Origin of the sequence: Actinoplanes sp. NBRC 103695 (genome assembly GCF_030269485.1) — a bacterium.
Classification (GTDB): Bacteria; Actinomycetota; Actinomycetes; order Mycobacteriales; family Micromonosporaceae; genus Actinoplanes.
Genome location: NZ_BSTL01000010.1, coordinates 181,674 through 203,200, shown reverse-complemented (window position 1 = coordinate 203,200; position 21,527 = coordinate 181,674). Strand labels below are relative to the sequence as shown.

Here is a 21,527-nt window from a genome sequence, read left to right as displayed (position 1 = left end):
CTCAGACTCCCCGCGATTGCGGCCAGGAAATGACCGGAAGCCACCCTAGCTTGGGTCCCATGATTCAGACGAACGGACTGACCAAGCACCTCACGATCATCATCAGCATGGTGCGGCCGCTGGTGTTCCTGGGGCTCTTCGCGCCGCTGCTCCCCGACGTCGAGGGAGGTTCGGCGCTGCAGACCGCTGCCAAGTTCAACCCTTTGACGTACGTGGTGGACGCCGAGCGCGCGCTCTTCAACGGCGACATCTGGGCGAGCACCACGGTGACCGGGGCCGTGTCGGCCGTGCTGGTCGCCGCGCTCGGCCTGGCGGTGGGCGTGCGTGCGATGCAGAAGGACGCCTGACCGCTACGTTCTTCTCCCATGATGTACCGGTGGTTGCGGGACCTGGTCGGGCCCGGGCGTGCTGCGGTGTCCGCCCAGGTCCGGCTGTCCGCGAACGATGTCGTGGACTGCGCGGTGTACACGCAGGGCCGCCGCCGCCCGGGTGAGCTGACCTTCGTCCAGGCCGCGCGGGAGATCCGCCGCCGCGGCGACGGTTTCGTCTGGCTGGGCCTGCACGAGCCCGACGTGGTCACGATGACCGCCGTCGGGCAGGCGTTCGGGCTGCACGAGCTGACCGTCGAGCAGGCGATGACCGGCGGGCACCGGCCGGCCGTCGAGATCATCGGCGACGTGGTGCGGATGGTGCTGCGGACCGCCGGGTACGTGGAGCACGAGGAGCTCACCGAGACCTCCGAGGTGGTCGACACCGGCGACGTGACGTTGCTGGTAGGCGAGCGGTTCGTGATCTCGGTCCGGCACGGCTCGCCGGGCGCTCTCAAGGACGTGCGCAAGGAGCTCGAGCAGCGGCCGGCGCTGCTCGGGCTCGGCCCGTGGGCGGTCGCCCATGCCGTGTGCGCGGCGATGGTGGACGGTTACCTGGAGGTCGCCGGCCACGTCGAGCGGGACATGGAACGCCTGGAGGAGACCGCCTTCACCCACGACCGCAAGCCCGGGATCTCGCACATGTACCAGCTGAAGCGGGAGATGGTCGAGTTCAAGCGGGCGGTGCTGCCGCTGCAGGAGCCGCTGCACCGGATCCTCGACTCGGACCGGCTGCCGGCGGGCATCCGGCCCTACTTCGTCGACGTGCGTGGCCGGCTGGCCCGCACCGTGGAGCGGGTGGCCGGGTTCGACGACCTGCTGAACTCGATCATGCAGGCGCGGCTGGCGCAGGTCTCCATCGACCAGAACAACGACATGCGCAAGATCGCCTCGTGGGCGGCGATCGCGGCGGTGCAGACCGCGATCGCCGGCATCTACGGCATGAACTTCGAGCACATGCCGGAGCTGGGCTGGACGTACGGTTATCCCGCGGTGATCGCCCTGATGCTGGGCGCCGCGGTCCTGCTGTACCGCCGGTTGAAGCGCGTCGGCTGGCTGTGAAGGTCGCTGACACCGTCCGTCACGTCGGAGAGACAAATCACACACGAAACCGGCGATAGCGTTGTGACCAGGCAAAACGCATGGGACCTCAGGCCTACCAAAGGTCGGCCGAACGGGCCACCATGATCGCTCGTCGGTGCGCTTTCTCGGACCGCTTCGCGGTACCGCCCCATTACTTCCAGTAACTACCTTTTGCTGGTCGATCATTTGGGGGAACGAGTGACCGCAACCGAGGCCGTGCCTCAGAGCGCAGCACACCAGCCGTCCACGCCGCGGCGCGGGATCGTCGGCAGGCTGCGCGGGCACATCGATCTCTTCCTGAACGCCGGCTCGCTGATGGCCACCACCGCGATCACGTCGCTGTTCGGGTTCGCGTACTGGTGGGTGGCGGCCCGTACCGCGCCCGCCGAGGCCGTCGGCGAGGCCTCCGCCGCGATCTCCGCGATGACCCTGATCGGCACCATCGGCATGTTCGGCATGGGCACCATGCTGATCTCCGACCTGCCGCGGCTGACCGGCCGCAGGTGGGAGCTCATCTCCACCTGCCTGCTGGTCGCGGGCAGCGCCGCCACGGCCGGCGGCCTGATCTACGTGGCGCTCGCGCACCTGGCCATCCCCGGTCTGAAGGACGCACTCGGCACCACGACCGCGACCGTGCTGCTGGTCTTCGGCATCGCCCTGAACGCGATGACGCTGGTCCTGGACGAGGCGCTGGTCGGGCTGCTCGCCGGGCCGTTGCAGCTGATGCGCAACGCCTGGTTCTCGGTGATCAAGCTGATCCTGCTCGGCCTGCTGGTGGTGCTGCCGCTCAACATGACCGGCGGCACGATCCTGCTCACCTGGCTGGCCGGCATGGTGCTGTCGGTCGCCATCCTCGGCCGGGCGCTGCGCCGGCGCGGCATGATCGACTCGGCCCGGCCCCGGTTGAGCCTGATGCGCGGCCGCGGCCAGGCCACGTTCGACCACAACCTGCTCAACCTCGCCACCTACCTGCCGCGCGCCGCGCTGCCTCTGGTGGTCGTGGCCACGCTGTCCGCCGAGGCCAACGCGTCCTTCTACACCGCGTTCATGGTCACGTCGTTCCTGGCCATGGTCCCCGGCAACGTGGCGCTCACGCTCTTCGCCGTGGCCAGCGGCGACCGTGCCGCGCTGCGCTCCAAGGTTCGCGTCGGGCTGCTCATCTGCCTGGTCGTCGGCCTGCCGGTGTCGATCTTCGTCGCGGTGTTCGCCGACTGGGTGATGAGTCTCTTCGGTTCCGGGTACGCCGCGACCGCCGGTCCCGCCTTGACGATCCTGGCGCTGACCTACATCCCGTTCGTGTTCCACCACTTCTTCCTGGCCATCTCCCGGGTCCAGGGCAAGGTCCGCGGCGCCGGCATCTTCTCGGTGTTCGCCGGCGTCGCCGAACTGGTCGCCGCCTGGTACGGCGGCTCCCGCGGCAGCCTGACCGAGCTGGTCGCCTGGGTCGCCGCCGTGATGGCCCTGGAGATGATCATCGTCGCGCCCATCGTGCTGCGCGTCGTCCTGCCGTCCCGGCGGGACGACGCCGCCGAGCTCCCGGAAGGAACCATGTCCGCCACTCGCCTCACCCTGCATGAACGCGCCTGGCTGCCGCTCGAGTACATCCGTACCGTCGGCCCTCTGACCGGGGTCACCGCCGAGCGGGTCCGGGCCGCCCTGATCGGGTTGCACGCGGCCGATCCCACCCACCGTGCCGTCTCCCGGCTGGACCGGGCCGGCGGCCGCTGGCTGCACCTGGACGCGCCGACGTTCGCCGGGTTCGTGACCGAGGCCGTCACCGACCTGGGCGATCGCCCGGCCGACTTCGACGCGATGACCCGCGAGCTGCAGTCCGAGCAGCGGGCGGACCACCCGGTGCGGTTCCTGGTCGGCGGCGGCTACGTGGCGATGAAGGTGGCGCACTCGTACGGCGACGCCGGGCCGGTGAACACGCTGCTGCGCGAGGTCGTGCGGGCGGCCGGCGAGGAGCGGGCGGCCGCGATCGAGCCCATGCCACGCCGGTTCGCGCTGCCGGGCGCCTGGTGGAACACGTTCGGCAAGCACCCGGGCAGGTGGCGCGACGCGCTGAAGATGGCCCGCACGCCGCACTTCGAGACCGGCGCCGAACGGCCGTGGACGGCGAACCTGACCGTGCAGACCGCGCGCTCGGCCGACGTGCTCGGCAAGATGCGGGTGTGGCGTGACCAGCACGCGCCCGGCGTCACCACGTCGGCGATCACGTTCGCGGCGTTCACCGCGGCGCTGCACGAGCTGGGCTTCCGCCCCGACCTCTCGGGCGCCACGTTCCTCGCCGACGCCCGGCGCTACCTGCCCGAGGGCGTGACGGTGGGGAGCAACTTCTGCTTCGGGCCGTACCTGTCGCCGGCGTCGCTGACCGACCCGGTGGCGATCCACAAGACGTTGAAGGGCGAACTGGCCACCGGCGGGATGCTCACGATGATGCTGCTGCGCGAGACCAAGCTCGCGGCGACCGGCGCGCCCGGGCTGCCCGATCCGTACCCCGCGTCGGCGCCGGCCGATCCGCTGGTCCGGCTCACCTTCAGCAACCAGGGGCGGCACGACGTGCTGGCCGACCTGCCCTGGGCGACCGATCCGGCGCACCGGGTGAATCAGAGCGTGCCGACGCTGAACGGCCCGGAGGGCATCACGTTGACCACGTCGGAGATGGGCGGGGTGCTGCACCTGGAGGCGACGTTCCACGCCTCGACGTACGACCCGGCGATGGTGGGCCGGGCGCTCGATCTGGTCTGCACCGACCCGGCCGCGCTGATCATGGCGGCGGCGGGTCGCTGAGGAGACGTGCGCGCGGCCGGACGCCCCCGCCGGCCGCGCGCATCTCGTTCAGATCAACGGTTCGGACGACCGCCGCCGTTGGGACGACCGTCCTGGCCGCCACCGTTCGGGCGACCGTCCTGGCCACCGTTGGGGCGACCGTCCTGGCCACCGTTCGGGCGACCGTTGGTGTTACGGACCGTCAGGATGACGTCCTGCGTCTTGTGCTGGACCCGCCGGGCCGGACCGAACCGGCAGTTGTCGTAGACGATGTGCGCCTTCAGGAAGCGCCACCCCGTCTGCATGGTCGGGCCGGTCCGGACCCAGAACGAGGCGTAGTCGGTCTCGCCCCGCCAGAGGGTGGCGTCCTCGCTCAGTGAGGTGAAGTGCCCGTTGCGCGGGTACGAGACGTTGACGCCGCGACCCGAGTCGAACCACAGCTTGAAGTTGCACGCCGTCCGGTCGGTCTTGAACCAGAGGCTCTGCCGAGCCACAGACTGCTCGTTCTGCGTCAGGAACGGCCAGACCGCCTTCGGTCCCTGGTCCCTCGGCTGGGCGGCGGCGGCGGGAGCTGCGCTCGCCGTCATCGCCATGCCGGTGGCTGCCACCGTCGCCAGTACCATCGCACCGATCCGCCGGAACTTGTTCATGCCGAAGCCTCCTGTGAATGTGCGGCCACCCCCGTGAGCGACCGACAAGAAACAGGCTATTCGGACTTTAGGGATTTTTGGGGATTTTGGCCCCTTCTACAGTTTCTTGTACATTACGTGGAGCCCCACTAGGCCGTTCGTAGGATGCCGGAACGACTCGGGAACCGTGCCGATGATCTTGAAACCCAGCGCTTGCCAGAGGCGTACGGCCGCCGCGTTCGTCTCGACCACCGCGTTGAACTGAATCGCGTGATATCCCGCCACGCCGAGCCACCGCACCACGTAGTCACCGAGCGCCCGGCCCACACCTCTGCCCTGCGCGGCGGGATCCACCATGAAGCTGGCCGTGCCGACGTGCGCGCCGCGCCCGGGCCGGTTGGGGCCCATCTTGGCGCTGCCCAGCACCCGGTCGCCCTCGACGGCGACGACGACGTGGCTCGGCGGTCCCTCCATCCACAAAGCCTCGGCGTGATCGCGGCTCAGCGCCTCGGGATAGGCGTAGGTCTCCCCCTCGTCCACGATGCGCGCCCAGAACGGATAGATCTGCGGCCAATCCACGGCCGCCGCTTCCCTGATCTCCACCCGCCCACCCTAGATAAGCCCGCGCTTTGCTCTGCTTACCAATAGGAAGCGCATTGCGGATCGCAAGATCATCTTTAGGGAATGGGCGCGATCCGGTCGTTGCGGAGGTGTTCGTAGACGACCGAGGTGCGGACGTCGGCGACGTGCGCGTGCTCGGTGAGACGGTCGATGACGAAGGCGTAGAGGGCGTCGTTGTCCGGGACCGCAACGTGCAGGAGGAAGTCCTCCGAGCCGGAGGTGACGAAGACGCCCAGCGTGTCGGGGAGGGCGCCGGCCCAGTTGCGGAAGGCCTCGATGTTGCGGCGCGACGGCGGGCGGATGCGGACCGCGATCAGGGCCTGGACCGGGCGGCCGATGGCGTGCAGGTCGACCCTGAGGCTCGCGCCCTGGATCACCCCTCGGTCGCGCAGCGCCCGGGTGCGGTCCAGGGCGGTGGTCGGCGACACCCCGACGGCGGCGGCGATGTCGCGGTTGGTCCGCCGTGCATCGTGCTGCAACTCGCGCAGGATGGCCGTATCAAGTTCGTCCAGATCCGCCATATAAGCATGCTAGCCGAATTAAGTACGGATCTGTTGCTGCCAAGTCGTCACAATGCCTAGCGTTCCAGAGCATGAGCGCACCTCGTCAGGTCGGCTTCGAGCCGGCGGAGATCCGTACCGAAGAATCCACCCGGACCGCCCGCCTCAAGTGGGTGATCGTCGTCGACGAGCGGCTGCCGAAGGGCCGGGCCGCGAACGCGGCCGTCTGCGTCGCCGCCGCGACCAGCGCGGCAGTGCCCGGGCTGCTCGGGCCGGACGGCAAGGACGCCACCGGCAGCGTGCATCCCGGCATGCCCTGGATCGGGTGCAGCATCCTCGGCGCGACAGCGGATCAGCTCGCGGAGATCCGGGCCAAGGCCGGCGAGGACGTCCACGTCGCCGACATGCCGGAGGTCGCGCAGGCCACCCGGGTGTACGACGACTACCTGCGGCAACTCGGCGAGGACGAGGCTCCGGCGTACCTGGCGATCAGTCTCGTCGGGCCGCGGAACCGGATCGACAAGCTGGTCAAGCGCCTGCCTCTCCTGCAGTAAATTCGCATTCAATCACCCCGAACCCTCCGAAGAGCGACGATAGGCATGTAGCTCGAGGACGGAGGGAAGCGGCATGTCGCTCAGCGGCGCACACCGGGCGGCGTTCCGGCGCGAAGCACCCCAGGAAGGGCGGGTCTTCTCGATCCGGGACGCGGGTGGCTTCCCGGTGGCGAAGGACCCGGACGGGACGATGACGCTCCCGTTCTGGTCGAAGTCGTCGCGTGCCCAGAAGGTGGTCGGACAGGTCGCCGCCTACCGGAAGTTCGACGTGGTGGAGATCGACCTGGCCGACTGGCTGAACCGCTGGTTGCCGGACCTCACGCGGGAAGGTTTTCTGGTCGGTGTCAACTGGGCCGGGCCCAAGGCCACCGGCTACGACATATCCCCTGGTCAGGTGGCCGGGTGGTTCTCCGAGACTCCATGACGCCGCAGCCAAAACCTTTAGTGGCTCTCCGCGGGACCGATACACATTGCGACAGGCCGACCATGCCGGCGCAATCAATCGCGGCTTCCCAGAAGGAGATCACGGATGCTCATCACCCTTCTGCACGCGATGGCAACGCGCGTCTCCTCGCGCCGTGCCGAGGGCTGTGCCGTCGACGACGAGGGCGCGACCGCGGTCGAGTACGCGCTGCTCGTGGGTCTCATCGCGGTCATCATCATCTCCTCGGTGACGCTGCTGGGCGGCAACATCGACGCCATGTTCGACGACATCGCGAACCAGCTGGGTGGCGGCGCCAGCACCACCTAGGCCGGCAGGAGGGTGCGGCCGCCGTCGAGATGGCGATCGTCCTGCCCCTGCTCCTGCTGATCCTGTTCGGGATCATCGACTTCGGGATGCTGCTGAACCGGCAGATCCTGCTCACCGAGGCGGCCCAGGCCGGCGCCCGGGCCGCCGCGTTCGGCGAGCCCGACGTGACCGGCCGCGCCGCGTCGGTGCTCGGTGACCAGCCCACCTCCGTCTCCGTCACGTCCTGCCCGGCGAACGCGGACACGAGCGCGGACGCCCGCGTCACCCTGACCTACCGCTACCAGGCGAAGACGCCGCTGGGCAGCCTGATGCTGCTGTTCGGCCAGAACGCCGCGGACAGCTTCGAGCTGCGCTCCACGGGTGTGATGGCATGCGTCGGCTAGACGACGAGGGCGCCGTCGCGGTTCTCGTCGCCATCCTGTTCGGCGGCGGCGTGCTGCTGGGCATGGGCGCCCTGGTCATCGACGTCGGGCTGATCGCACACGAGCGCGAACAGCTTCAGGGCGGTGCGGATGCGGCCGCGTGGGTGGTCGCTGATTCCTGCACGCGTACGCCTGCCACGTGCGCCGGCCAGGCCCCCCTCGCGCAGCGTCAAGCCGACGGCAACGCCCGCGACGGCCGGTCCGCCGCGACGCTGACCGTGTGCACCACCGGCTGCGGCACCGTGGCGCGCGCCCGTACCGAACCCTGCCCTGCTCTGCCCCCCGCCCTGACCTCGCCCTTCGCCGAGGTCCGCACCACCACCCGGGAGGCGGACGGCGGCACGCTGCTGCCCCCGGTGCTGGCGCAGGCCCTGATCGGCGGCTACGCGGGCACGCCGGTGACCGCCTGCGCCCAGGTGGCGTGGGGCAGCCCGGCGACCGGAACCGTGCTCGCCCTCGGTGTCTCGCACTGCGCCTGGGCCGCGGCCACCTCCGGCGGCGCGGACTACCCGTCGCCCTCGGGAGTTCTGCTGCCGGGCGCCACCCAGCCGGACACCTGCGGCGCCGCCGTGCCCGCGGGCTGGGAGGCACCGACCGGCTACACCTCGTTCGCCGTGGACCCGAGCTGCGAGCGGACCTTCGGCACCGCCGGCACCGTGCCGAAGCCCGCGACTTCGCCGAGCTGCACCGCCGCGCTGTCCGCGGCCCGCGTCCAGGGCGAACCGGTCCTGCTGCCGGTCACCGACGCGGTACGCGGCGACCAGTACCGGGTCAGCGGCTTCGCGGCGTTCGTGGTCGAGGACGACGACCCGTTGACCGGGCACTTCGTCCGGCGGATCACGCCGGTGAACGGCCAGTCGCCCGGGGACGGGCAGGACTACGGCGCCACCTACATCACCCGGATCGGATAAGGAGGATTCCCATGCGCCGACGGGTTCTCATCGTGGTGTTCGCCCTGTTCCTGGGCGGGCTGAGCGCGATGGCCGTGGTGGTCTACGCGCGCGGCGCGGACCGCCGGGCGGTGGCCGACCGCGAGGGCGTGTGGGTGCTGCTCGCCCAGGACCGGATCCCCCGCGGCACCACCGGCGCGCAGATCCGCTCCGGCAACCTCGCCGAACGGGTGCTGATGCCGGCCGCGACGGTGCCCGAGGGCGCGCTGGACGCCATCGACGGCAAGCTGATCGGCCTCCGGCTGAGCGCCGACCTGGCGCCCGACCAGATGCTGATGCGGGGCCTGTTCGCCGACGAGGACGACATGTCCGCCGCCCGGGCCGGTGTCCCGGACGGCAAGCTGGCCGTCAGCGTCGAGGTGACCATGGCGCCGGGCGTGGCGGAGAAGGTCACCGCCGGGGACACGGTCACCGTCTTCGTCACGTACCCGAAGGACTACCCGCCGAGCTCGCAGAAGACCCGGGTGCTGCTGCCCGAGGCGACCGTGATCAGCATCGCGACCGGGCCCCCGAGCGACGTCACGCCCAGCCCGGCCACGAGCTCGCGGCTCTCGTTCTCCGGGCGGAGCAACCGGCAGGCCGCGTCGTACCCGGCCACGCTGGCGGTCGACCAGGGCCAGGCGACCGGGCTGGTGCACGCCGCGCAGACCGGCTCGATCTACCTGGGCCTGGTCGGCGTGGACGCGACGGTCGGCCCGTCCGCGGCCGTCGACTACGACAACATCTGGCCGAAGGCGGCGACCCGGTGACCTATTACGTCTACGTGGAGCCGGATCCGGAACGGCGCACCGCCGCCGGCGCGGCCTACGCCGACGACAGCTTCGACGTCGTGCACCAGATGTCCGACCTGGACGAGCACCTGCAGCGGAACCCGGAGACGCTGCTGGTGGTCATCGGCGCCACGGTCGACCTGGAGGAGGCGCTGAGCTTCGCCGCGTACCAGCGGGTGCAGCGGCCTCTGCTCGGCGCCCTGCTGCTGCGCCCGTCGGTGGAGCCGGACGTGCTGGCCCGGGCGATGCGCTCGGGGATCCGCGAGGTGATCCAGGAGCTGGACATCGAGGGCATCCGCGCCTCGGCGGCCCGATCGGTGGACCTGTCCAAGGCGCTGAGCACGACGATGCGCGGCACCGACGGCACACTCAACGCCAAAGTGATCACGGTGTTCGCCGGCAAGGGCGGCTGCGGCAAGAGCGTGGTGGCCACCAACCTGGCCGCGGCGCTGTCCGCCCAGGGCACCCGCCGGGTCCTCCTGGTCGACCTGGACCTGCAGTTCGGCGACGTGGCGATCATGCTGCAGCTGCCGCCGGCGCGGAGCATCACGGACGCGATCGGGATGGCCGGCCGGCTGGACGAGACCGGGCTGCGCTCGGTGCTGACCGCGTACCGGCCCAACTTCGACGTGCTGCTCGCCCCGGCCAGCCCCGCCGAAGGCGAGCACGTGAGCCGCGAGCTGGTCAGCGAGGTGCTCGAGGTGGCCCGCGGCATGTACGACTTCGTCGTGGTGGACACCCCGCCGTTCGTCACCGACCAGGTGCTTGCCGCGCTCGACCTGTCCGACTGGTTCGTGCCGATCGTGACGCCCGACCTGCCCACCCTGAAGAGCATCCGGCTCACCGTGGAGATGTTCGACCTGCTGGAGTACCCGCGGGAGCGTCGCCTGGTGGTGTTCAACCGCGCCGACTCGCAGGTCGGCCTGACCGTGAAGGACGTCGAGGAGGCGGTCGGCGCCCATCTGTCGGTGCACATGCCGTCGTCCCGGGACGTGCCGGTGTCGGTGAACAAGGGCATCCCGATCACCCTGGACGACCCGACCCACCCGGTGAGCCTGGCGATGCGCCGGCTGGCCGACCGCTGCGCCGGCACGGCCGCCGCCGAGCCCCCGCCCAAGCGGCGGATGTTCGCCTTCGGGCGGAAGCGGTGAGCCTGGCGGCGCGGATCGGCAGCCGCGCCAGGACACCCGAGGCCGCCCCGCCGCTGGACGAGACGCCGGTCTCGGTGACCACCGAGCGGTACCGCACGGCCGGCCTGTACGCCGGGGACAACGTCACCGAGGTACGGCTGCGGATCCAGCGCCGGCTCGCCGACGAACTCGGGCCCACCCTCTACTCGGCCAACGCGCCCGCCGAGGAACTGGAGGCCCGGGTCCGCACCACGCTGGCCGAGCTCATCTCCCGCGAGGAGACCCCGCTGGCCGGCGCCGACAAGGCCCGGATCATCCGCGAGGTCACCGACGACGTGCTCGGCCACGGCCCGATCGAGTCGCTGCTGCGCGACCCGTCGGTCAGCGAGGTCATGGTCAACGGCCACGACCACGTCTGGGTGGAGCGGTACGGCCGGTTGGAACGCGCCGAGGTCGAGTTCGACGACGAGGCTCACCTGCGCCGGATCATCGACCGGATCTGCTCCCGGGTGGGCCGCCGGGTGGACGAGGCGAGCCCGATGGTGGACGCCCGCCTGCCCGACGGCAGCCGGGTCAACGCGGTGGTCCCGCCGATCGCGCTGGACGGTTCCTCTTTGACCGTACGCAAATTTGCGGTCTCGCCCTTGACCGTCGCCGACCTGATCGGGTTCGAGACGCTGACCCGCAACACCGCCGACTTCCTGGAGGCCTGCGTCCGCGGCCGGCGCAACGTGGTGGTCAGCGGCGGCACCGGCTCCGGCAAGACCACGATGCTGAACATCCTGTCCAGCTTCATCCCGGACGACGAGCGGATCGTCACCATCGAGGACGCGGCCGAGCTCCAGCTGCGTCAGGACCACATCGTGCGGATGGAGTCCCGCCCGATCAACTCCGAGGGCCGCGGCCTGATCGCGATCCGCGACCTGGTCCGCAACGCGCTGCGGATGCGCCCCGACCGGATCGTCGTCGGCGAGGTCCGGGACGCCGCCGCGCTGGACATGCTGCAGGCGATGAACACCGGCCACGACGGCTCGCTGACCACGCTGCACGCGAACGCGCCGCGGGACGCCATCTCCCGGATGGAGACGATGGTGCTGATGGGCGGCATGGAGCTGCCGGTCCGCGCCATCCGCGACCAGATCGCCTCCGCGGTCGACCTGATCATCCAGGTCAGCCGGCTCAAGGACGGCAGCCGGCGGATCACCCACATCAGCGAGGTGGTCGGCATGGAGGCCGACGTGGTGAGCCTGCAGGACCTGTTCCTCTACGACTTCAAGTCGGCCAAGGGCGGGCTCAAGCCGACCGGGCTGCGGCCCCGGTTCACCGACGACCTGGCCATCTACGGCGTGACCGTGCCGCCGTCGCTGTTCACCGCGAGGCCCCGATGACCTTGGACGGCTTGGTGCTGGCCATCGGGCTCGTCGCCCTGGCGGCCGCGGTGGCCGCGGTGGCCTGGGTGCTGCTCGACAGCCTGCTCGGCCGGACCGCGTTCCAGCGCCGGCTGACCATCCTGACCCGCTTCTTCGTCCAGCGCCCCGAACGCAAGGGCCGCCTGCTGGCCGCGGTCCGGGCCGCCGCCACCCGGGCCGGCGGGGGCCTGACCCGGCTCACCCGGCTGGACAACCAGGACCTGCTGGACGCCGCCGCGGTGCCGATCCGGCCGAGCGAGTGGCTGGTGATCCGGGCCGGCTCGGCGCTCGGCCTGGCCCTGCCGCTGTCCCTGCCGCTGCCCTGGTGGCTGGGCCTGCCGGTCGGCCTGCTCGCCGGGTTCCTGGTACCGAACGCGTGGCTCACCGTCCGGATCGACCGGCGCAAGCGGACCTTCGCGCAGGACCTGCCGGACACCCTGCAGATGGTGGTCAGCTCGCTGCGCGCCGGGTTCACCCTGCAGCACGGGATCGAGGCCGCGGTGCGGGACAGCACCGGGCCGGTCGCCGCCGAGCTGCGCCGGGCGCTGTCCGAGACGCGGATCGGCGGTGAGCTGGAGGAGGCGCTGGTGCGGGTCGGTGTGCGTACCGGCAACGCCGACATGAAGTGGCTGACCATGGCCATCAAGCTGCAGCGTGAGGTCGGCGGCAACCTGTCCGAGGTGCTGCAGACCACCGCCGACACCATGCGCGAGCGGGAGCAGCTGCGGCGCAGCATGCGGGCGCTGAGCGCGGAAGGCCGTCTGTCGGCGACCATCCTGGTCGCGATGCCGGTGCTGATCGGGGCGTGGATGTTCCTCTTCCGCCGGGAGTACATGCGCCCGCTCTACACCGAGCCGCTGGGTGTGGTGATGCTCGGTAGCGGCGGACTGCTGATGGTCGTCGGCATCCTCTGGCTGCGCCGCGTGATCCGGGTCGAGGTCTGACATGGTCACGCTGGTCGTGCTCGTCATCGCCGCTGTCGCGGCAGCGGCCTCGGTGAGCCTGCTGGCGCTCGCGGTGGCGCTGCCGCCGACGCGCGGCGAGCGGTTGCTGCGGACGCTCGCGGAGTTCGGGCGTACGCACGGGAAGCTGATCGACGACCGCGGCCCGCGCTGGGACGAGCGTGTGCGCCTGGCCTGGGTGGACGGGATGAACCGGCTGGGCCGGGCGGTCACGCCGCCGGGGGCGCGGGCCCGTCTGAGCCGCCTGCTGGACTACGCCGGCAACCCGGACGACCGCCCGATCGAGGTGGTGATCCGCCGCCGCGGCCTGCTGCTGATCGGGGTCGGCGCGGTCGGCGCGCTGTTCGGCACGATCCTGGCCGGACCGGTCGGCGCGCTGCTCGGCGGACCGGCCGGCGCGGTGCTCGGCCTGTTCGTGACCGATCTGGCCATCCACGAGCTGGGCGTGAAACGGCAGCGGGAACTGGCCGCCTCGCTCCCGGACGTGCTGGACGCCATGGTGATCGGGGTGGAGGCCGGGCTCAGCCTGGACGCGGCGATGCAGCAGGTGGCCGAGAGCCTGTCCGGGCCGATGCCCAGCGAGGTGAACCGGGTGCTCCAGGAGATGCGGATCGGCATTTCACGTACGGAGGCACTCCACGCGCTGTCCACCCGCACCACGATCCGGCCGCTGCGGAGCTTCGTCACCGCCCTGGTGCAGGCCGGCGAGCTGGGCGTGCCGATCGCGAACGTGCTCCGGGAGCACGCTCGCGACCAGCGGATGAAGCGCCGTCAGGCGGCCGAGGAGAAGGCCCATAAGGTGCCGATCAAGCTCCTGTTTCCGGTGCTTTTTTGTCTTTTTCCCGCAATTTTTGTAGTGATCCTGGGTCCGGGGGTGCTTCGCTTGCTGGCGGCGCTGGCTCGCTGAACTGCGGCTTCGGTTTTTCCTGCTCCTGGTGGACTTCCGGCAACGGCCGCGTGTCGACCGTCTTCTCCGGCAGGTCGAACTTCCAGCCGTCGTCGATCAGCTCCGGGATCAGCTTCTTCAGCGCCGCGACGGTCTGGCCGCGGTCGCCGCCGCCGTCGTGGACCAGCACCACCGCGCGCTCGGTCAGCTGCTCGTCGATGCGGTCGCGGATCACCCCGGCGCCGGGCATCGTCCAGTCGTCCGGGTCGACCACCCAGCCCAGCGGCGTCATGTGCATCGCCACGCCGGCCTTCGCCGACGCGCCCCAGCTGCCGAACGGCGCCCGGAACCAGGTGACGGTCTCCCCCGGCACCGCCTTCGCCAGCGCGTCCTGCGTCCGCTGGATGTCGGCCCTGGCCTCGGACTGGGACATCACACCCAGGTCGTCGTGCTTCCACGAGTGGTTGCACAGCTTGTGGCCCCCGGCGACGACCCGGCGGACCATCTCCGGATTCTCCGTCACCTCCTCGCCGACCATGCAGAAGACCGCCTTGATGTCGTACTCGGCGAGCAGGTCCAACACCTCCCCGGTGTACGCGGACGGGCCGTCGTCGAAGGTCAGCGCCAGCCGCTTGCCCTGGTGGGCGGTGTGGACCACCGGGGACGACGGGCCGAGCGGCTTGGCCGCCATGCCGCCCTTGGTCCCGGTGCCCGGCTTGGTCCTGCCCGCGTCGCCGTTGTCGGTGCGGCCCACGTTCGCCGGACGTGGCAGCGGTTCGACCGGCTTCCCGTCCAGCGCCGCGGCGGTGAACGACTGCCACAGCTTCGCCGGGAGTGTGTCGCCCTGGATCGGCTGGCCGGCCGCGTCCCGGATCGGGCCGGGCTTCTCCTTGCCCAGCCAGATCGTCGTTGCCAGCTCCGGGGTGTAGCCGGCCATCCAGGCGTCCTGGTTCTCCTTGGTGTTGCCCCACGCCTGGGTGCCGGTCTTGCCGGCGGCGGGCCGGGAGGACGGGACCACGCCGTCCCGCTTGACCACCGAGCTGAGCACGGTGCTGATGTCGGCGGCCACCCTCGGGCTCAGCACGAGCCGGCCCCGCGGCACGGTCCGGTGCAGCACCTTGCCGTCGGCGGCGGTGGCCGACTCGACGAAGTAGCGCTCGTACCGGGTGCCGCCGGAGGCGAACGTGGCGTACACGGTGGCCAGGTCGACCGGGGCGACGGCGTACCGGCCGATGGCGATGTCCGGCCGGGTCTTGCCGGGCGCCGGGTCACCCTTGACGTCGACCATCGAGACCTGGTCGCCGTACTTGTCCGGGATGCCCAGCCGGACCGCCATGTCCCGGACGCTGGCCGCGCCGAGCTGCTCGGTGACCGCGTAGAACGGCGTGTTCAGCGACTCCACCATCGCCGTCTCCAGCGTGCAGTTCGGGCATTGCAGATCGCCGTGGTTCTTCAGCGGCACGCCGTTGCGTCCCGGGAAGATCCGCGGCGAGCTGCCGTCCCACCGGGAGTTGTAGCCGATGTCGTGCTCCAGCGCGACGCCCAGCACGATCGGCTTGAACGTGGAGGCCGCCGGATGCAGGGCGGTCGCGTAGTCGTAGTAGCCGCGGCCCTGGTCGCTGCCGAAGTAGGCACGTACCGCGCCGCTCCGCGGGTCCAGCCCGACCAGCGCCGCGCGCAGCCCGGCCGGCTGGATGTTGAGCTGCTGGGTGACCTGCTGCACCGCGGCCGGCTGGGCGACCGGGTCGAGAGTGGTGACGATGGACAGACCCTTGGTGTGCAGGTCCTGCGGGCTGATCCCGCGCGCCTTCAGCTCGTTCTCCACCTGGTCGACGACCACGCCGTTCTTGCCGCCGACGTTGGTCCGGGAGAGATTCACCGCCGGGTACGCGAGGTCGGCCGGCAGCCACTTCACCTCGGCGGCGGCGTTGACGATCCACCGGAACCGGTTCTTCGCGCCCCGGGCGTCGACCGCCGGGTCGAAGTGGTACGGGTCCTTGATGACGGCGGCGAGCACCACGCCCTGCGCCCCGGTCAGCTGGTCGGTGCGCACCCCGAAGTACGCGTTCGCCGCCGCCGCGATCCCGTACGCGCCCCGGCCGAAGTAGATCGTGTTCAGATAGCGCTCGAGGATCTCGTCCTTGCTGAACCTGCGCTCCAGCTTGACCGCGATGGCCATCTCCCGCGCCTTGCGGTCGACCGAGAAGTCCTGGGTGAGGTACGCGTTCCGGGCGAACTGCTGGGTGATCGTGGACGCGCCCTCACGGTTGCCCTTGAGGTCGGAGACCAGCGCCCGCAGCACACCGCGCACCGAGACGCCGCCGTGGTCGTCGAAGTCGCGGTCCTCCGCGGCCAGCACCGCGTGCCGCACGTCCATGGGCACCGCGGACAGTGGCACCTCGTTGTGGTCGGCGGTGCCGACCCGGGCCAGGATCGTCTTGCCGTCGCGGTAGTAGAGCACTGAGGCCTGCGGTCCCGGTGGGACATCCGTCATCGGGACGCTCGAGATGTACGCCTCCACGGCACCCCAACCGGCGCCACTGAGGAGCAGCACGACCACCAGCGTGCGGATCATGACCCGCTTCCAGCGAGGTAGTCCTTTCAGGCGCAAACGTCGGATGAGGTGAGGGATGGGGGGAGTTCGTCTCACGTGACCCAGGACGTGAACGGCGTTCGTTTCGGTGGCCTCCGCAGTGCGACTACCGCCGGCGACCACCCGAACACGCTCGATCGGTCACTGTTGAGCTGCTGTTACACGTTCGTTGCACGCGGGGCATATGAAACATGTCTCGATCCGCGCACCGCCACGGACCGGTGACAAGGCGACGGGTGGCGATGGAAGCGGGCCCCGGCGGAGCCCTATGCTTGCGCCACTGCAAACAAGGGAGAAGTCGGGTGCGGAGCCTCCAGATCCTCGTCGTCGACGATGACGACGCCGACGCGCTCATGATCGAGGAGGCACTCGACGCCGCCGGCCGCAACACCACGGTCGCCCGCGTGGCGGACGGTCGCGAGGCGCTCGACTACCTGCACCGTGAGGGCCCGTACGTCGACGCGCTCCGTCCCGACCTGATCCTGCTCGACCTCAACATGCCCCGGATGGACGGCCGCGAGACGCTCGCCGCGATCAAGAGCGACGAGGAACTCAAGGCGATCCCGGTGGTCATCCTGACCACGTCGGGCGCCGCGCCGGACATCGTGTCGAGCTACCAGCACCGGGCCAACGCCTACGTGACCAAGCCCTTCGGCCTGGACGACTTCGAGGCCACGGTCCGTCAGATCGACCGGTTCTACCGCGAGGTCGCCGTCCTCCCCCACAAGGACTGACTCATACGCGGGCTCAGCCTTGCCAGCGCAGGACCGAGGCGCCGACCGCCATGCCGCCGCCGAATCCGGCCAGCAGCACCAGCTCGCCCTCGTGCACCGCGCCGGACCGGACAGCCACGTCCAGCGCGACCGGCACCGAGGCGCTGCCGACGTTGCCGTAGCGGCCCAGGGTCAGGTGCGTGGTCGCGCCGTCCAGCGAGGCTAGGTCGACCAGCTCGCGCAGCATCACGCCGTTGGCCTGGTGCGGCACGAAGTGGTCGACGTCCTTGGCGTGCAGCCCGGCCCGCTCCAGCATCGCGGCCAGCACCGGCGGCACGTGCTCGGCGACGAACTCGCGTACGCCCCGGCCGTCCATCCGGAAGAAGTGCTCGCCGTTGTCCACGGTCTCGTGCGACGCCGGCTTGCGGCTGCCGCCCGCCTCGACCCGGATGAGCTGGTGCGCGGCGCCGCGGCTGACCAGCTCGGTGTCCAGAATGCCGTAGCCCTCGGGCACCGCGCCGACCACCGCCGCTCCGGCGCCGTCGCCGAAGAGGACGGCCGTGCGCCGGTCGGAGAAGTCCAGGATGCGCGAGTACACGTCCGAGGCAATCACCAGAACCTTGGCGCCCGGCTGCACGGCCACCAGGCTGCGCGCCATGGAGAGCGCGAAGACGAAGCCGGCGCAGACGACGTTGATGTCGAAGCAGGCGGCCCGGTCGGCGCCGATCAGCTCCTGCACGAGGGTCGCCGTCGGAGGTTGCGGAGAGTCACCGGTCGACGTGGAGACGATCACGTAGTCGAGGTCGGACGCGGTGATGCCGGCGGCCTCCAGGGCCGGGAACGCGGCCTTGGCGGCGAGGTCCGAGGCGGCCTCGTCCGGTGCCGCGAACCGGCGCGCCTCGATCAGCGTCTTGCGCGCGACCCACTCCGGGTCAGCGCCTGGGACCAGGGTGGCAAGTTCGGCATTGGTCACCTCCCGGGACGGGAGGTACGAACCGGTGCCGAGGATTCCGACGCCTTTGGGCATGCCCACCACCTACGCGACAAGGACGGCAGTCCACCGAACGCTGCCGTCCCTTCGATCGTCGATCAATGGTCACCCAGAGTCATCACCCGCAAGGTCATCCCGGTCGTCCGGACGGTTCCCGGTTCACGACGACGGGGCGGCCGGGATAGACCCGCGACCAGCGGAATTCGGAGAAGGAGCCAGCGGCAACCCTCCGGTCGCACGCCGGAAACACAACGCCTCCGCTGACCATCTGGTCAGCGGAGGCGTGTTCTACGTTCGGCTACTTCTCGGCGCGATCGCGGAACGTCCAGCTGCTGTCCGGGTTCGGCATCCGGCGTGGGGCCGGCTGCCCGCCGAGCCGCCGGGTCTCCTCGTCGCCGTCCGCCCGGGCCTGGGCCGCCGCCTGGGCCTGCTCCCGCTGCAGCGAGCCGAGCCGTTCGCCGAGCGACGGCGCCGAGCCGACCTGCTGCTGCTGTGGAGGCCTCTGCGGCTGGCGCTGTTGTGGCGGCGCCTGCCGAGCGGCCGGCGGCATCGGGCGCTGCGGCTGCGGCGCAGGTGCCGGCGCCGAGCGCTGCTGGGGCACTCCGCCGAAGGTGGGCCGGGCCGGTGCGGGCGCCGGGACGTCGTCGACCTCCTGCCGCGCGGCCAGGTACGCCAGCCCGGCACGGTCCTCCTCGGTCGGCGCCGCCATCAGCGCGTAGACCAGGCCGAGCACGCCGAACACCACGGCCAGCCCGATCGGGAGGAGCAACTGCGACGCGGTGGCGCCGTTGAGCGCGGTGACCGGCTGTTCGAGGCGTACCGACATGGCCGACATTCCGGTGAAGTGCATGCCGTTCACGGCCACGCCCATGATCAGGGCGGCGGCCAGGATGGCCAGTGGCTTGCGGACGGTCACGGCCAGCCAGAGCGCGACGGCCGCGGCGACCACGGCGATGCCGACCGACATGCCGACCCGGGTGGCGCTGTAGTCGATGGTGCCGTCCAGCCGCATCGCGGCCATGCCGGTGTAGTGCATCCCGGCCACACCGAGGCCGGCCAGCACCCCGCCGCCGATGATGCGCAGCTGCTGGGCCGCGGTGCCGTTGAGCGCGATCGCCAGGCCGATGCCGACCGCCACCACGGCCAGGAGCGCGCTGGCCGCGGTCAGGCCGACGTCGTAGCGGATCGGGCTGCCGACCACGTCGAACCCGAGCATCGCCACGAAGTGCATGGTCCAGATGCCGGTGCCGCCGATCGCGACCGCCGCCAGGATCAGCCAGAAGTTGCGGGCACCGCGACTGTTCGCAGTCCGGAACCGGACCGCGCAGGTGAGGCCCAGCAAGGAGCCGAGCACCGAGAGCACATAACTAACGGTGGGCGTCACCCATCCATGAGCCAGGTGATGGATCTCCGCCATGATCCAGCTTCCCCTTCGTTCGTCAACCGGATGCATGATGCCTGCACCGGCCCCCATCTGCACAACTGTGGGATGCATCCAGATCAGAATCAAGACTTTGGGCCAGGTACGAACCACCGTTCGCATGGGTCAGGGCATCGTTATATAAGGCAGCCTTGATACGGTCGGACCATGCACGCGTTCGACGTCCTCGGTGATCCGGTCCGGCGCCGGATCCTCGAACTGCTGGCCGACGGCGAGCAGTCCTCGGGGGCGGTCACCACGGTCGTCCGGGCCGAGTTCGGCATCACCCAGCCGGCGGTCTCCCAGCATCTGCGGGTGTTGCGGGACAACGGATTCGCCACCGTACGCGCGGAGGGCACCCGCCGCCTCTACACCGTCGACGACAGCGCGCTGCGCGTGGCGGACGAGTGGCTCGGCCGTTTCCGCAGGCTCTGGACGCCGCACCTCGACGCGCTCGCCACCGAGGTCGCCCGGGGTAAGCGAGAGCGGCGCCTGGCGGCGGATCCCGGCGATCCCGCACCGGGCTGACCGGCAACTCGCCCCGCGAGAATTCACCTGCGATTTACCGGCCCCGAACATCGCACCAGGTCATCACCCGGTCACTGGGGATTACCAAGACCGCGCCGAGGACGTATGGTCACCGGCGTGAGCAAGGCCGAGGGTGCGCTCCTCCGGCACGTGCATGTGGCCGGGCCGCTCACCCGTGCCGCGCTCGCCGAGCGGATGGGCGTCAACCGCAGCACAGTCCTGGCACTGACCTCCCGCCTGGCCCGGGCCGGCCTGGTCCACGAGCATGCGCCGCCGGCGAACCGTCGCGTCGGCCGCCCCTCGCTGGTGGTCGCCCCGGCCGCCGAGCGGGTGTACGCGCTGGCCTTCGACGTCGCGGTCGACCGGCTGACCGCGGCGCGGGTCGCGCTGGGCGGGCAGGTGCTGGCCCGGCGCGCCGTGCCGCGGCCCCGGGCCGGCGCGGACCTCGAGGTGGTGGTCGAGGCGCTGGCAAGCATGGGTACGGAACTCCATCGCACCGCCCCGCCCGGTTCAGTCTGCGCCGGGGTGGGCGCGTCCTACTGCGGCATGATCCGGCGCGCCGACGGCATGGTCCGGTACGGCCCCGACCTGGGCTGGGTCGACCAGGCCTTCGGCGCCGCGCTGGGCGCCCGCCTCGGTCTCGGCCTGCCGGTGACGGTCGGCAACGAGGCGCACCTGGGCGCGATGGCCGAACACGTCCGCGGCGCCGGCGCCGGCCTGCGGAACCTGATCTACCTGCACGGCGACGTCGGTGTCGGCGGCGGCATCATCGTCGGCGGCGAGTTGCTGGACGGCGACGGCGGCTACGGCTGCGAGCTCGGGCACATGCTGGTCAACCCGTACGACGGCCGGGTCTGCTCGTGCGGGTCGCGGGGCTGCCTGGAGGCCGAGGTGGGCGAGCGGGCGCTGCTGGACGCGGCCGGCCGCCCGGCGGACCGCATCGGCCGCGACGAGGTGCGGTCGGTCATCGCGGACGCCGCCGCCGGTGACCGGCAGGCGGCCGCCGCGGTCCGCTCGATCGGCGACTGGCTGGGCATCGGCGTGGCCACCCTGATCAACCTCTTCAACCCCGGCCTGCTGATCTTCGGCGGCATGATGAGCGACGTCTACCTGGCCGCCGCCGACCGGGTCCGGGCGCGCATCGCGATCAACGTGCTGCCGGTGTCCCGCGAACGCGTCCGCCTCTGCACCCCGGTCCTCGGCGACGACACCACCCTGGCCGGCGCGGCCGAGCTCGCCTTCGCCGACCTGCTCGCCGACCCGCTCGGCCAGGGCGCCCTCGCCCCGACGGCATAGCCGCCCGCACCTCACCTCAGCATCCGCATCGACCCACCACCGCTTTGCTCTGCTTACCCGTACGCATCGGCTGCCCAGCCCTGTGGACAGTTCACTTTTCCGCCACAGTTCCTCGCTACGGTTGCCGCCCACCCAGTGACTGGGTGGGGGCGGTGGCGGCGCCGCGCAAAATCTCGAAA

General features: G+C 71.0%; 21 protein-coding genes and 1 pseudogene. 16 read left to right on the top strand and 6 right to left on the bottom strand.

The annotated features are described in order from the left end of the window. Positions 1-59 precede the first annotated feature (59 nt). The 3 genes from QSK31_RS19650 to QSK31_RS19640 all read left to right on the top strand — a co-directional run bounded on the left by QSK31_RS19650 (position 60) and on the right by QSK31_RS19640 (position 4,244). Positions 60-347: a hypothetical protein gene (locus QSK31_RS19650; protein ID WP_285685626.1), complete on the top strand. Its 288-nt coding sequence runs from the start codon at positions 60-62 to the stop codon at positions 345-347. Between the two features lie 18 nt (positions 348-365). Beyond that, a complete protein-coding gene (locus tag QSK31_RS19645; RefSeq protein ID WP_285685625.1) occupies positions 366-1,430 on the top strand; it encodes a magnesium and cobalt transport protein CorA in 1,065 nt (354 codons plus the stop codon). A gap of 219 nt (positions 1,431-1,649) precedes the next feature. Next, positions 1,650-4,244, top strand: a complete 2,595-nt coding sequence (locus QSK31_RS19640) for a lipopolysaccharide biosynthesis protein (protein WP_285685624.1) — start codon at positions 1,650-1,652, stop codon at positions 4,242-4,244. 53 nt (positions 4,245-4,297) lie between these two features. Here QSK31_RS19640 and QSK31_RS19635 read toward each other — a convergent pair whose 3' ends face one another. The 3 genes from QSK31_RS19635 to QSK31_RS19625 all read right to left on the bottom strand — a co-directional run bounded on the left by QSK31_RS19635 (position 4,298) and on the right by QSK31_RS19625 (position 5,994). Further along, positions 4,298-4,873, bottom strand: coding sequence for a hypothetical protein (locus tag QSK31_RS19635; protein WP_285685623.1), 576 nt, complete (start codon positions 4,871-4,873; stop codon positions 4,298-4,300). A gap of 96 nt (positions 4,874-4,969) precedes the next feature. After that, entirely contained in the window at positions 4,970-5,455 is a 486-nt protein-coding gene (locus QSK31_RS19630) for a GNAT family N-acetyltransferase (RefSeq protein ID WP_285685622.1), read from the bottom strand. A gap of 74 nt (positions 5,456-5,529) precedes the next feature. After that, on the bottom strand, positions 5,530-5,994 hold the full coding sequence (locus QSK31_RS19625) for an Lrp/AsnC family transcriptional regulator (RefSeq protein WP_285685620.1): 465 nt from the start codon (positions 5,992-5,994) through the stop codon (positions 5,530-5,532). A 71-nt stretch (positions 5,995-6,065) separates the two neighbouring features. On the opposite strand from QSK31_RS19625, the gene QSK31_RS19620 reads away from it, so the two are divergent. From QSK31_RS19620 to QSK31_RS19575, 10 genes and pseudogenes are all read left to right on the top strand, one after another. Next, a complete protein-coding gene (locus QSK31_RS19620; protein ID WP_285685618.1) occupies positions 6,066-6,527 on the top strand; it encodes a DUF2000 domain-containing protein in 462 nt (153 codons plus the stop codon). 73 nt (positions 6,528-6,600) lie between these two features. After that, entirely contained in the window at positions 6,601-6,951 is a 351-nt protein-coding gene (locus QSK31_RS19615) for a DUF2750 domain-containing protein (RefSeq protein ID WP_285685617.1), read from the top strand. A 105-nt stretch (positions 6,952-7,056) separates the two neighbouring features. Next, entirely contained in the window at positions 7,057-7,278 is a 222-nt protein-coding gene (locus tag QSK31_RS19610) for a Flp family type IVb pilin (protein WP_285685616.1), read from the top strand. A 23-nt stretch (positions 7,279-7,301) separates the two neighbouring features. Then, positions 7,302-7,661 (top strand): annotated as a pseudogene (locus QSK31_RS19605) (TadE/TadG family type IV pilus assembly protein); the annotation flags it as partial. Beyond that, the gene (locus QSK31_RS19600; protein WP_285685613.1) at positions 7,649-8,611 is read left to right on the top strand and encodes a pilus assembly protein TadG-related protein; all 963 of its coding nucleotides are present in this window, start codon (positions 7,649-7,651) and stop codon (positions 8,609-8,611) included. The pseudogene QSK31_RS19605 and the gene QSK31_RS19600, both read left to right, overlap by 13 nt. Positions 8,612-8,622: 11 nt before the next feature. Further along, positions 8,623-9,399, top strand: a complete 777-nt coding sequence (gene cpaB / locus QSK31_RS19595; protein WP_285685612.1) for a Flp pilus assembly protein CpaB — start codon at positions 8,623-8,625, stop codon at positions 9,397-9,399. Beyond that, on the top strand, positions 9,396-10,571 hold the full coding sequence (locus QSK31_RS19590; RefSeq protein ID WP_285685610.1) for a CpaE/TadZ family protein: 1,176 nt from the start codon (positions 9,396-9,398) through the stop codon (positions 10,569-10,571). Before cpaB ends, QSK31_RS19590 begins: the two co-directional genes overlap by 4 nt. Next, positions 10,568-11,938, top strand: a complete 1,371-nt coding sequence (locus QSK31_RS19585) for a TadA family conjugal transfer-associated ATPase (protein ID WP_285685608.1) — start codon at positions 10,568-10,570, stop codon at positions 11,936-11,938. Before QSK31_RS19590 ends, QSK31_RS19585 begins: the two co-directional genes overlap by 4 nt. Continuing rightward, complete coding sequence (locus QSK31_RS19580) at positions 11,935-12,903, top strand: type II secretion system F family protein (RefSeq protein WP_285685606.1); 969 nt, start codon at positions 11,935-11,937, stop codon at positions 12,901-12,903. The genes QSK31_RS19585 and QSK31_RS19580 overlap by 4 nt, the downstream gene beginning before the upstream one ends. Before the next feature lies 1 nt (position 12,904). Continuing rightward, positions 12,905-13,828 carry a type II secretion system F family protein gene (locus QSK31_RS19575; RefSeq protein ID WP_285685605.1) on the top strand — a complete coding sequence of 308 codons (924 nt, stop codon included), beginning with the start codon at positions 12,905-12,907 and terminating at the stop codon, positions 13,826-13,828. Here QSK31_RS19575 and QSK31_RS19570 read toward each other — a convergent pair. After that, positions 13,728-16,382, bottom strand: coding sequence for a transglycosylase domain-containing protein (locus tag QSK31_RS19570; protein WP_285685604.1), 2,655 nt, complete (start codon positions 16,380-16,382; stop codon positions 13,728-13,730). The genes QSK31_RS19575 and QSK31_RS19570 overlap by 101 nt on opposite strands. A 320-nt stretch (positions 16,383-16,702) precedes the next feature. Between QSK31_RS19570 and QSK31_RS19565 the strand changes: the two genes are divergently transcribed. Next, entirely contained in the window at positions 16,703-17,134 is a 432-nt protein-coding gene (locus tag QSK31_RS19565; RefSeq protein WP_285685602.1) for a response regulator, read from the top strand. A gap of 13 nt (positions 17,135-17,147) precedes the next feature. Here QSK31_RS19565 and QSK31_RS19560 read toward each other — a convergent pair whose 3' ends face one another. After that, positions 17,148-18,140 carry a 3-oxoacyl-ACP synthase III family protein gene (locus QSK31_RS19560; protein ID WP_285685601.1) on the bottom strand — a complete coding sequence of 331 codons (993 nt, stop codon included), beginning with the start codon at positions 18,138-18,140 and terminating at the stop codon, positions 17,148-17,150. A 262-nt stretch (positions 18,141-18,402) separates the two neighbouring features. Next, positions 18,403-19,488, bottom strand: a complete 1,086-nt coding sequence (locus tag QSK31_RS19555; RefSeq protein ID WP_352244458.1) for an MHYT domain-containing protein — start codon at positions 19,486-19,488, stop codon at positions 18,403-18,405. A gap of 204 nt (positions 19,489-19,692) precedes the next feature. On the opposite strand from QSK31_RS19555, the gene QSK31_RS19550 reads away from it, so the two are divergent. Further along, entirely contained in the window at positions 19,693-20,052 is a 360-nt protein-coding gene (locus QSK31_RS19550) for an ArsR/SmtB family transcription factor (protein ID WP_285685600.1), read from the top strand. 117 nt (positions 20,053-20,169) lie between these two features. Further along, entirely contained in the window at positions 20,170-21,348 is a 1,179-nt protein-coding gene (locus QSK31_RS19545; RefSeq protein WP_285685599.1) for an ROK family transcriptional regulator, read from the top strand. The last annotated feature ends 179 nt before the right edge of the window (positions 21,349-21,527 follow it).